This window comes from Macrococcoides bohemicum (assembly GCF_016865215.1).
Classification (GTDB): domain Bacteria; phylum Bacillota; class Bacilli; order Staphylococcales; family Staphylococcaceae; genus Macrococcoides; species Macrococcoides bohemicum.
Window position 1 is genome coordinate 1660159 of record NZ_CP054482.1, and the last position, 12172, is coordinate 1672330.

The following is a 12172-nucleotide window of genomic DNA, read 5'->3' on the forward strand; positions in this document are numbered from 1 at the left end:
ACACGTTAAAACATTAAATGATGATTTTTCTTTAAAACATAGACTCATAAAAAATCAAATCATTATTTTTTTAGACGAATCTCATCTACTAAATTCCAGATAAACTCGTCGCGATCTAAAGTTTTAGAATCTTTAGAACCATATTGACGAAGGTTTACTTCATTATTCTCTACTTCTTTATCTCCAACAACTACTTGATATGGCACTTTATGCATTTGTGCTTCACGAATTTTGTAGCCCATCTTTTCATTTCGGTCATCAATATGACAACGAACACCTTGAGATTTTAACTCATCATATAATTTACGCGCATAGTCATAATGCACTTCGTTAGACACAGGAATAATTTCTAATTGATTTGGAGCAAGCCAAATAGGATATGCACCTTTATATTCTTCTGTTAAGAAAGCAACAAATCGTTCCATTGTTGAGATAACACCACGGTGAATAACTACCGGACGGTGTTTCTCGCCGTCATTACCAATGTATTCTAAATCGAAACGTTCCGGTAATAAGAAGTCTAATTGAACTGTTGATAAAGTTTCTTCTTTACCTAACGCAGTTTTAACCTGTACGTCGAGTTTTGGACCGTAGAATGCAGCTTCTCCTGGTGCTTCTTCGTAATCTAAGCCCATTTCATCAACCGCTTCTCTAAGCATTGATTGTGCTTTCTCCCACATTTCATCATCCTGGAAATACTTTTCAGTATCTTCAGGATCTCTATAACTTAGACGGAATTTATAATCTTTAAATTTGAAGTCTTTATATACATCTATCACAAGTTGCACAACACGGATAAATTCATCTTTAATCTGATCCGGACGAACGAAGATATGTGCATCATTTAAAGTCATACCACGTACACGTTGTAATCCACTTACAGCACCACTTGCTTCATATCTGTGCATTGTACCAAGTTCAGCAATACGAATTGGTAACTCACGGTATGAATGTGGTTTATTTTTATAGACCATCATATGGTGTGGACAGTTCATCGGACGCAATACCATTTGCTCATTGTCCATCTCCATAACCGGGAACATGTCCTCCTGATAATGATCCCAGTGTCCAGAAGTTTTATAAAGATCAACTGAACCCATAACTGGTGTATACACGTGGTCATAACCTAACGCAACTTCTTTATCAACGATATAGCGTTCTAATTCACGACGAATTGTAGCACCATTTGGTAACCATAATGGTAATCCAGGACCGACAAGTTGATTTGTAGTGAATAATTCTAATTCTTTACCAATCTTTCTGTGATCACGTTCTTTACGCTCTTCTAAAACCTGAAGATGTTCTTTCAATGCTTTTTTATCGAAGAACGCTGTACCGTAGATACGTTGTAACATCTTATTGTTCGCATCACCTCTCCAGTAAGCACCAGCTGTAGATAATAATTTAAATTCTTTAATTTTAGCAGTTGATGGCACATGTACACCGCGGCAAAGGTCAGTGAATTCACCTTGAGAATAGATCGTTACATTTTCATCAGCTGGAATCGCATCGATTAATTCCTGTTTGTACGGATCATCGGCAAAAATTTGCTTTGCTTCATCACGACTTACAACACGACGTTCAATCTTAATGTTTTCACCGACAATTTGACGCATTGTTTTTTCAATTTCAGGTAAATCTTCGCTTGAAATTTTATGTTCAGTATCTACATCGTAATAGAATCCTTCTTCAATAACAGGACCTACACCGAAATGTACACTACCATACATACGCTTTAACGCTTGTGCCATTAAATGTGCAGTGGAATGACGTAATACTTCTATACCTTCAGGAGACTCAGGCGTAATGATTTCGATGTCTCCATCTGTTTCAAGTGCCGTTGATAGATCTACCATCTGTCCATTAAATTTTCCTGCTAAAGCTTTCTTCTTTAAACCAGGACTGATTGAACCTGCAATATCCTCAGTTGTAACGCCAGCCTCAAAACTTTTTACATTACCATCTGGAAATTTAACATTAATTTCACCCATTCAAAACGCCTCACTTTTTTATATTATTTTAAACAACAAAAAAAGACCCCATCCCAAAAAGGGACGAAGTCAATTCGTGGTACCACCCTAATTACTGATCACTCAGCAACTCTGCATAAGATAACGGTCTTGAGCCGGACAATGATTAGTTGTCATACCTATAAGGGAGTAACAATCTATCTTAATTACTGATTCTCAGCACCATCAGCTCTCTAAAAAATTAATGATAGACTATCGTATCCTTACAATATTAATATATAAAATTGATTCATTAAATTAATATATGAACGAATTTAGTTTTGTTGTTTGTTAATGTATATTATACACCTATTATTGTAATTTTCAAACTTATTTTTCACGTCGATAATTTTTCCCTGATAACATATATTCATCACTTAATGTTTCGATACGCTCCATAATACGTCGCGCCTTCGTCTGTTCTGCACCTTGTTTCGTTATTGATAAATGATGACTTAGTTCTTTAAAATCAAAGTTTGAGCTAAAGAATGTCGGCATATTATTCATCATACGATAATTTAATATCGGTCCTAACACTTCATCGCGTACCCATGGTGTTAAATCTTCTGCACCGATATCATCGAGCATCAGAACAGGCGTATTCTTTACTCGATTTAATCTCTCCGTATATGTACCATCGTTAAAGCCCGATTTTAATTCACGGATAAATTCCGGGAAGTACATTAACGTCGTATAAATATGACGCTCTTTCAATTCATTTGCGATTGCACCTAAAATGAATGATTTTCCAGTACCGAATGGTCCATGGATATACATCCCTTTCGTATCGACATTCTTTGCGATATCTCTGCATACTAGCCCCGCACGTCTGACAATATCAATTCTCGTTTTATCATCGAGATAAATATCTGCAAGCTTTGCATTCAGGACATCTTTTGGCATATGAATTGCCGTTATAAACTGTTTCATCTTCTGTTCTTCATCATAAGCAAGCTTAGAAGGGCATGGCAAATGTCTGATTTTAATGTGATTATTTTCAATATATAGTTCAGGCGTGTGACCAGGGACAAAGTTCTTACACTGGCCATAAGATGCACAATCCTGACACATAATTGAAGAATCTTTATATTCCTGGAGGACAGATAAATCATTATCTATCATCTGCTCGGTAACATGATTAGCAGCAATAAACGCACTTATTTCAGGATCTTTTATCGTTTCTTTTTTAATCTTTTCAATACGCTTAAAGATTTCACTGTTAGCGTTTAATATTGAGCCCATTGGTTTCATCATTTATCCTCCTCCCATAATTGATTGAGTTCTTGCTGTAACTTACGACGTTCCGCTTCCAGATCGACATTTTCATCAATTTTATTGCTTGCTATCGGTTCATCCGTTAACCATTTAGGTGTCATCTCTTTAGAAGGCGGTAAATATTGTTTCGGTCTACTTGATTTATCTTTACGTTCCGTACGTTTCTTATCCATTGATTTTACAAAATGATAAGCTTCCTGACTTGTTTTTAGATTTTGTTTCTTCCAGTTAGAGGCTATCTCTTCAATATACGCCTGCGGGAGTTTCATATCCTTTGTAAACAATACATATTGAATAAGAATATTAAATACGCCATATGGCAGTTGTTCACGTTCTAAAATAGATTCAATCATGCGTTTCTGCTTTAAGGTCGGTTCTGATTTACTAAATGAAGTCAGCATGTCGATTGGACTAGTGGTATCCAGCTTTTCAAACCAGTTCAGTAGAGTGCTCGCTTCCTTATCTTCAGGCTTTATATTATCTGACTGTTCCTGAAACTGTAAAGTTGGTAGTGCACCATCGTGTTCTATCTTATAGAAATCACGTGCATTTTTACGTAACTCTTCATGAGAAATCGTTTGATTGCTTGTAAGTGACTTCAAGATAATCTGACGCATTTCTGTAGGTGCAATATCATATAATGCAGCAAGCTGAGAAATTAAATCACGCGTCTTCTTAGGTAACTGTTCACTTGTGATTAAATTCTGTGCCAGCAATGTTTCAAGCATATCAAAATCAAATGTCTGGTGATGAATAGGAATCCCATATGGGTCACTTTGTTTAATAATCTCACTATTATATTCGAATACAACTGGTTCAGGAGATTTCGGCGTACCAAATACGTCCATATATTTACTTGAAATATCCCGATAACCATCATAATCTATATTATTTGTAAAATATCTACTCTTCAACACTTGATAACGATGCTTACCCACCTGCTGATATAAGAACACAGAAAGCATCGGGTCATTAAAAAATTGTGCAGGCATTACAGGACTGATTAATTTATAGATAAACTTCTGATTGCTATCATCTATTCTCATATACGTCTTAAGTAAACCAATTGCTTCAAGCCGTTTGCGAATCACTTCGAAATGACTCAAATTCATCTTCAGCTCACTTAAGAAAATATAATGTGTGTAATCGTTACTAACCTGGTTATAGTCATTTAAAAACTGACTTAAGAACTGATAGACACCGACACATTCAATACCAATTAAAGGTGTATAAAGTGTCTTAAGAACATCTTCAGTGAGATGTGTACTTATATAGTTTGTCGTGACGGTAAACTGATCCGTGCCGTTTAATTCCGTAAAATAATGCTGCATGCTGACACCTACTTCTTATCTTTATCGTTCAATAGACCGCTCATTGTACGTAATAACTGATCGACATCTTTAAATTCTTTATAGACAGACGCAAACCTTACATAGGAAACCTGATCTAAAGTCATTAAATGCTCCATCACCAATTCACCGATATCAACCGAAGACACTTCCGTCTTACCTTTTTCACGTAAAGCAGTCTCAACATCTGTCGTAATTTTTTCAAGTGATTCAAAAGCAACAGGTCGCTTTTCACATGCACGGACTAAACCATGCAACACCTTATCACGGTTGAATGCTTGTCTTGTGCCGTCTTTTTTTACGACGATTAATGGCTGTAATTCAATTCTTTCGAAAGTAGTAAAACGTGTACCACAATCTTCACATTCTCTACGTCTTCTGATTGCAGTCAAATCGTCTGCATGTCGTGAATCAATCACCTTCGACTGATTAAAACCACATTTTGGACATTTCAAGACAATCACCCCTTTTTTTATTATTATTTAATTATACATGAATACGAAACAATTAAAAATCCATAAGATTACACTGTTCTAGGTATATAATAAACAACATATAAATCTTTCAAATTCAAAGGAGAAAACTGATGAGACCGAATTACATCCATTTACCAAAGTTAGAAGAAGGACATCCCGTAAATAAATTACGAGAAAGCTTTAATCATAGAAATGAAGTGATACTTTATCATAACGACCCTGTAGGAATCGTCTTTATCGGTGATTCAATAACTGATTACTGGGATATAGAAAGCTACCTGCAATTAAACAATGGCAAACGAATGATTAACCGTGGCATTGGAAACGATCGTACGCAATGGGTACGCGACCGATTTACAGCAGATAGTATCCAGTTGAAACCAGATTGGATCGTCTTATCGATTGGCATTAATAATACGAAAGCGCTCGACGTTGATCAAAGTAATGACAACCAGCAACAAATTAAGACACGTATCCTTGAAGACATCGAAGCAATGATTGTAATGGCAAATGAAAATAACATAAATATTGCAGTCACTACACTAACATCAACGAACCGACCTAAGTTAGAAGGATTTATAACGCGCTCAAAACTTGTTCAGATAATAAATAACGAAATCAAACAACTATGTACAGAACATGACGCATTATTTATCGATTACTATAAACAGATGACTGAAACTAAAGATGACATCGACTATTTACGCAACGAACTTACAGATGACGGACTACATCCACATGTATTCGGCTACGACATTATGTCAAAAGTCATTGAAGAAACGTTTACCGATATTTATCCGATACAATTAAAGCAAAGATAAAAAAAGTGTCACACACCAAATACGGTATGTGACACTTTATTTTTAATGGAACAACTTCAATCCAATGGTACTTGCTAAAATTAAGCCCATAAAAAATAAACGTAATACATTTTTCGATTCTCCGTAAAACAAAATCCCTACAATTGCTCCACCTACTGCACCAATACCGGTCCATATAGCATATGCAGTACTCATCGGAATTGCAATTAACGCAACGGAAAGAAAATAAAGACTACATGCAAATGTAAATATCAGCAATAAAACATAACGCTTTTGATGTGTGTTTGAATACATATTAATCACGACAACACCTAGCATTTCAAAGATACCGGCAAGTACTAAAATTAACCAATACATTACTTCGCCTCCTCTGGTGTTGCCATCTTAAGACCGATGACACCGATAATTAATACACTTATTAATATAACTTTCTCAACGCCTATTGGTTCATTGAAAAATACTACATCTGCAATCGTTACTAACGTTGCACCTAGACCAACGAACACAGCATAGCTTGTTCCAACCGGTAAATATTTCGATGCATTGAGCAATAAATAGAAACTGATTGAAACACTGATAACAGTAAGCATCCATTCATACCAATTATCAGCATGGGCTAGACCAATTACCCAGCACATCTCAAAAATCGCCGCAACGATAATTTTAATCCAGTTCATAACATACCTCACTATCAACATAATAGTGAATAGTATAACATATACGTATTTTTATTTTAAGAGAGGAATTTTCCAGGGCCTAATAAGGCATATCCAAAAACAAACCTTTTCAACATTTTAACTTTTTATCCAAAATAAAAACACCTCTCAATTAAGAGAGATGTCTTATCATCTATATTATTTCGCTAATTTTTCACCCATTAATACCGCTAATTCTACAACTCGCGTTGAGTAACCCCACTCATTATCGTACCATGATAATACTTTCACTTTAGATCCTTCCATAACGATAGTAGATAATCCATCAACAATTGAGCTATGTGGATTTGTATTAAAGTCTACTGATACTAACGGCTCATAAGTTACATCTAAAATACCTTTAAGTTCATTGTCAGCAGATGCTTTAAGCGCTGCATTTACTTCTTCAACAGTTACTTCTTTCTCTAAATCTACAACTAAGTCTACTAATGATACATTAGTTGTAGGTACACGTAACGCCATTCCATGTAATTTACCTTTTAATTCAGGTAATACTAAAGCTAAAGCTTTCGCTGCACCTGTAGAAGTTGGGATAATGCTTTGAGCACATGCACGTGCACGGCGTAAATCTTTATGTGGATTGTCTAAGTTCTTCTGGTCATTAGTATACGCATGAACTGTCGTCATTAATCCGTTCTTAATTCCGAATTTATCATTTAACACTTTCGCTACTGGCGCTAAGCAGTTTGTAGTACATGAAGCATTTGAAATAACATCATATGTATCTACATCTAATTGTGCACAGTTCACACCGCGAACGATTGTTTGAACATTTCCTTTACCTGGAGCTGTTAATAATACTTTCTTCGCACCTGCTTTAATATGTGCTGACGCTTTCTCAGCATCATTAAATTTACCAGTTGCTTCGATAACAATATCAATATTTAACTCTTTCCATGGTAATAATTCTGGATTACGTTCAGAAACTAATTTAATTTCCTTACCATTAACGATTAAAGCATTGTCACCAGGTTCTACATCTAATTCAAACTTACCATGAGTAGTGTCGTACTTAGTTAAATGTGCTAGTGTTTCTGGAGGATAGCTCGCGTTGATCGCAACTACTTCTAAATTATCATTTAATAGTGCTGCACGGAACACCATTCTTCCAATTCTTCCTAACCCATTAATCGCTACTCTTGTTTTCATCATATCTTCTCCTCCGCAATGTGTTATACTAATCTCTTTCATTAGTATAGCACAATGATAACGTTAAGGAAGCGTTTTCTTTAAGAAAATTATTTTCATAATTTTCTTAAAATTAATGTCTATATATAACTTTGAATAAGTAACTCAAGTTGCTGATACAGTGATTGTAAGCTATCACTATTATCAATGACTTTATCAGCTCTTTGTTTCTTTTCTTCTATTGATAGTTGTGATGCTACTCTTGACTCAGCTTCTTCCAGTGAAAGCTGATTACGTGCCATTAATCGTTCTATCTGAACTTCTTTTGGAACATAAACCACCCAAACTTCATCAACTGTATGCTCTAATTTATTTTCAAAGAGTAATGGTATGTCCATTACTACGAGTTTACCTAGTGCTAGTCCCGCTTCTTTTTCTGCCTCCATAATATCTCTTACACGGGGATGAACGATCGCATTTAACTTTTCTCGTTGATTTTTATCTTTAAAGATTATCTCACCGAGTGCTTTTCTATTTAACGTTCCATCTTCCTGTATTACTCCATCTCCAAATACTGTTCTAATTTCTTCTAATCCAGATGATCCTGCTTCGACTGCTTTGCGACTTGCAATATCTGCATCAACAATGATGAATCCATTGTAAGCTAAATATTTTGCGACTGTCGACTTCCCACTTGCTATACCACCTGTTAAACCTATAACTGTCACATTCACACCTACTTTTGACATTTTTCGCAGAAATGCGTATTTCTTGTTGCAATCACTTGTGTCGTTATATCACTATTACATATCTTACATTGCTTTAAGCCATATACATTAAATTTACTTTGCATATTGCCACTTTCACCTTCTACATTGCGGTAGTCAGAAATACTTGACCCTCCATATTCGATACCTTTATTCAATACGTCCACAATCGCTGAAAAGAGTTTCTTCTTTTTCTGAGTCGATAATGTGTGTGTAATATGAGTCGGTAAAATACCTGCTAAATATAATGCTTCACATGCATATATATTGCCACATCCGCTTATAACACCATGATCCATAATGACCTGTTTAATCGGTTTATTCATATATTTCTTTAGTTTCGATTGCTGTATGAAATGTGCCATTGCGTTATTTTCAAAAGGTTCTGGCGCAATAGCCTGATTAAAGTTTATAAAAGCTGCTTCATCTAATATTTTAAATTCTCCAAAACGCCTGATATCTGAATAGATCATCTTTTGTCCATCTGACAATTCAAACTGGACATGCCAATGTTTCTTATAATTTGGAATGGGAATTTCCTCAATACTACTTTTCACAAAGAAAGCGCCGGCCATTCCTAAATGGCCGACTAAATATATTTTAGATGTTTGTTCCTGCTCTATTACTTGTACTTGCTCTAAGAAATGGCTTCTTTGTTTCATTAATTCAAAAATAATGTATTTACTTCTGCGGTTTATGCTTTCAATTACAGTATTACGCACTATGGTATTAAAATCATCCAGCTCAATTTGTTTAATAATCGTTTCTTTACCTTGTGCTTTACCGCGTTTAACCGCTTCTGAGAATGCTACGTTTATTATTTCTTTATTTAACACATGCGGTCTTAAACCTCTTACCACATGTTCGACTTCCGGTAGTTCCGGCATCTTTCCACCTACTTTGCTTCATACCAACTTTCACCAGAATCATATTCTACTTCAAGTGGTACATTAAGTTCAATTGCATGCTCCATAATATCTTTTACAAATAGACTAAACACATCTATTTCATCTTTTGGAACTTCAAAGATCAATTCATCGTGTACTTGTAATAACATCTTCGCTTTAAAGTTTGTCTCTTTCAGCGCTTTATCAAACTGTACCATCGCTAGTTTAATAATATCTGCTGCACTTCCCTGGATTGGCGTGTTCATCGCAGTTCTTTCAGCAAATCCTCTTAAATTAAAGTTCTTACTTGTAATATCAGGAATATATCTTCTACGCTGCATAATTGTTGTAACGTAACCATCCTGCTTTGCTTTCTGAATAATATCATCCATGTATTGTTTCACTTTTGGGAAGCTATCCAGATAATCATCGATAAATTGTTGTGCAGCTTTTCGTGTTATACCTAAACTTTGACTTAGTCCATAATCACTAATGCCGTAAACAATACCGAAATTAACAGCTTTTGCCTGACGACGCATATTGCTGTCTACCTCATCTTTTTCAACATCAAAAACTTCCATCGCTGTCTTCGTATGAATATCAATACCATGTGTAAATGCTTCCATCATACTCGCATCTTCTGTAATGTGAGCAAGGACACGCAATTCAATTTGAGAATAATCGGCAGCAAAGATTACCATGTCATCTCCACTCGGAACGAAAGCTTTTCTAATCTTTCTACCTTCGTCTAATCTAACCGGTATATTCTGCAGGTTCGGATCTATTGAAGATAGACGACCAGTTTGTGCGATAACCTGATTAAAGCGTGTATGAATTTTCTCATCATCACCTATTAATCGTTGTAACCCTTCAACGTACGTTGACTGTAGTTTAGATAATGTACGATATACTAAAATATCATCGATAATCGCATGACTACCTTGTAACTTTTCTAATACATCTACTGCCGTTGAGTAACCTGTCTTCGTCTTTTTAATTATCGGTAACTTTAACTCTTCAAATAGAATCACACCAAGTTGTTTCGGTGAGTTAACATTAAATGATTTGCCGGCATGATTATAGATACTTTCTGTTAACGCATCTAATCTTTCTTGTATTTCACCCTGCATCTCAATTAATGTCTCTTTATTCACTTTAATACCTTGAAGTTCCATCTTTGCAAGCACAAGGGCAAGTGGTAATTCAAGTTCGTCATGTAGCGCGAGTTGTTCATGCGCAATGAGCTTTTCTATAATCATAGGTGTTACGTCATTTATAAGATGCACTTCATTTGCGATGTGCTGATTCAAAATTTCTCTGTCAGGTACATGCGCTTTCGCACCTTTACCGAAAATATGATCATCAGACTCCACATAGTTTAATCCAAAATCATGTCCGAGTTGTGCGACATCAACCACTGTAGATGATGGATTCAATAAATAATTGGCCAGCATCGTATCAAAGGCGATACCTTCAATATTTATTGATAATCGTTCGAACATTACTTTAACTGCTTTCGCATCATACACATGTTTTTTTACATTTTCGTCTCCCAGCAATATGATAAATGACTTATTCTTCGTAATATCTTCGGGTTGTACAACAAATGTTTCGTCATTGTACATAATACCTAATCCTAATATTTCATTCTTCAAATAATTGTCCTGATAGCATTTCAAGTGTAAGGCAATTGCATCGATCGCTTTGAATTCAAATGACTGATAATCGTTATTAATTTCGATTGCTTTACTACTCTCAATTTGACTTGTTGTATCTAGATTTTCCAGCATTTGTTTGAATTCTAATTCTCTGAACAGTTCAATTTTTTTCGTTTCATCTTTATCCGGGATTACTGTATCAGCTAAAGATACTTCTATCGGTGCATTCGTCTCAATTGTTGCAAGCTGTTTACTCATGACAGCATCCTCTTGATGATTTGTAAGATTTTCATTGAGTTTCTTCGCAGTAATCTTATCTAAGTTCGCAATTACACCTTCAACCGTATCATATTCTAATAACAATTTAATCGCAGTCTTTTCTCCGACACCAGGTACGCCAGGGATATTATCCGACTTATCACCCATTAAGCCTTTAAGATCGATAATTTTCTCAGCACCAAATCCATATTTTTCGTGAATGAATTGTGGTGTATATTTATCAATGTCTGTAACACCTTTTTTAGTGTAATAAACGGTTACATAATCATTGACTAGCTGCGTTAAATCTCGGTCACCGGTTACGATAATTGTTTCCATCTTTTGTTCGGCTGCTTCTTTTGAAAGTGTCCCGATAATGTCGTCTGCTTCGTAATTATCTAATTCGTAATGCTTTATTTGGTAAGCTTCTGCAAGTCTTCTGATGTGCGGGAATTGCTCACTTAATTCCTGAGGTGTCTTCTGACGTCCTCCTTTATATTCTCCAAACGTTGCATGTCTAAATGTTGTCTTACCTGCATCAAATGCGATTAAGAAATGCGTTGGTTTTTCTTCTTTAATTAACTTTTCTAAAATTAACGTAAAACCATAAATTGCATTCGTATGTAACTCTGATGAATTCTTTAGTAATGGTAATGCATAAAAGGCACGAAACGCGATACTATTTCCATCAATTAATATTAGTTTTTCTTTCATTCTTCTACCTCCATCGTATGTCTCTTATAGTCTATCACATCTTGAATTCAGGACATATTTAAAGGAACAGCATTTTGAAAATAAAAAAACACAAGTGATTGCTTCAGAATCACT

Annotated in this window: 11 protein-coding genes; 1 reads left to right on the plus strand and 10 read right to left on the minus strand. The window is 35.4% G+C overall.

The features are described 5' to 3' along the window. Positions 1-62: 62 nt before the first annotated feature. The 4 genes from thrS to nrdR all read right to left on the minus strand — a co-directional run bounded on the left by thrS (position 63) and on the right by nrdR (position 5088). Entirely contained in the window at positions 63-1991 is a 1929-nt protein-coding gene (thrS, locus tag HT586_RS08610; protein WP_203545601.1) for a threonine--tRNA ligase, read from the minus strand. Between the two features lie 348 nt (positions 1992-2339). Next, complete coding sequence (gene dnaI / locus HT586_RS08615; protein WP_165958590.1) at positions 2340-3260, minus strand: primosomal protein DnaI; 921 nt, start codon at positions 3258-3260, stop codon at positions 2340-2342. After that, a complete protein-coding gene (gene dnaB, locus HT586_RS08620; RefSeq protein WP_133353434.1) occupies positions 3260-4615 on the minus strand; it encodes a replicative helicase loading/DNA remodeling protein DnaB in 1356 nt (451 codons plus the stop codon). Before dnaB ends, dnaI begins: the two co-directional genes overlap by 1 nt. Before the next feature lie 8 nt (positions 4616-4623). Continuing rightward, positions 4624-5088, minus strand: coding sequence for a transcriptional regulator NrdR (nrdR, locus tag HT586_RS08625; RefSeq protein ID WP_096076184.1), 465 nt, complete (start codon positions 5086-5088; stop codon positions 4624-4626). 131 nt (positions 5089-5219) lie between these two features. On the opposite strand from nrdR, the gene HT586_RS08630 reads away from it, so the two are divergent. Beyond that, entirely contained in the window at positions 5220-5930 is a 711-nt protein-coding gene (locus HT586_RS08630) for an SGNH/GDSL hydrolase family protein (protein WP_133353435.1), read from the plus strand. 42 nt (positions 5931-5972) lie between these two features. Here the strand turns inward: HT586_RS08630 and HT586_RS08635 are convergent, their stop codons facing one another. The 6 genes from HT586_RS08635 to polA all read right to left on the minus strand — a co-directional run bounded on the left by HT586_RS08635 (position 5973) and on the right by polA (position 12058). Beyond that, on the minus strand, positions 5973-6287 hold the full coding sequence (locus HT586_RS08635) for a DMT family transporter (RefSeq protein WP_188017635.1): 315 nt from the start codon (positions 6285-6287) through the stop codon (positions 5973-5975). Then, the gene (locus HT586_RS08640) at positions 6287-6607 is read right to left on the minus strand and encodes a DMT family transporter (RefSeq protein WP_203545602.1); all 321 of its coding nucleotides are present in this window, start codon (positions 6605-6607) and stop codon (positions 6287-6289) included. Before HT586_RS08640 ends, HT586_RS08635 begins: the two co-directional genes overlap by 1 nt. 177 nt (positions 6608-6784) lie before the next feature. Beyond that, entirely contained in the window at positions 6785-7795 is a 1011-nt protein-coding gene (locus tag HT586_RS08645) for a glyceraldehyde-3-phosphate dehydrogenase (RefSeq protein WP_111744677.1), read from the minus strand. A 119-nt stretch (positions 7796-7914) separates the two neighbouring features. Next, entirely contained in the window at positions 7915-8523 is a 609-nt protein-coding gene (gene coaE / locus HT586_RS08650) for a dephospho-CoA kinase (RefSeq protein WP_203545603.1), read from the minus strand. Next, positions 8511-9428 (minus strand): DNA-formamidopyrimidine glycosylase, encoded by a 918-nt coding sequence (mutM, locus tag HT586_RS08655; RefSeq protein WP_096076178.1) that lies wholly within the window; start codon positions 9426-9428, stop codon positions 8511-8513. Before mutM ends, coaE begins: the two co-directional genes overlap by 13 nt. 8 nt (positions 9429-9436) lie before the next feature. Then, positions 9437-12058, minus strand: a complete 2622-nt coding sequence (gene polA, locus HT586_RS08660; RefSeq protein WP_203545604.1) for a DNA polymerase I — start codon at positions 12056-12058, stop codon at positions 9437-9439. Between the last annotated feature and the right edge of the window lie 114 nt (positions 12059-12172).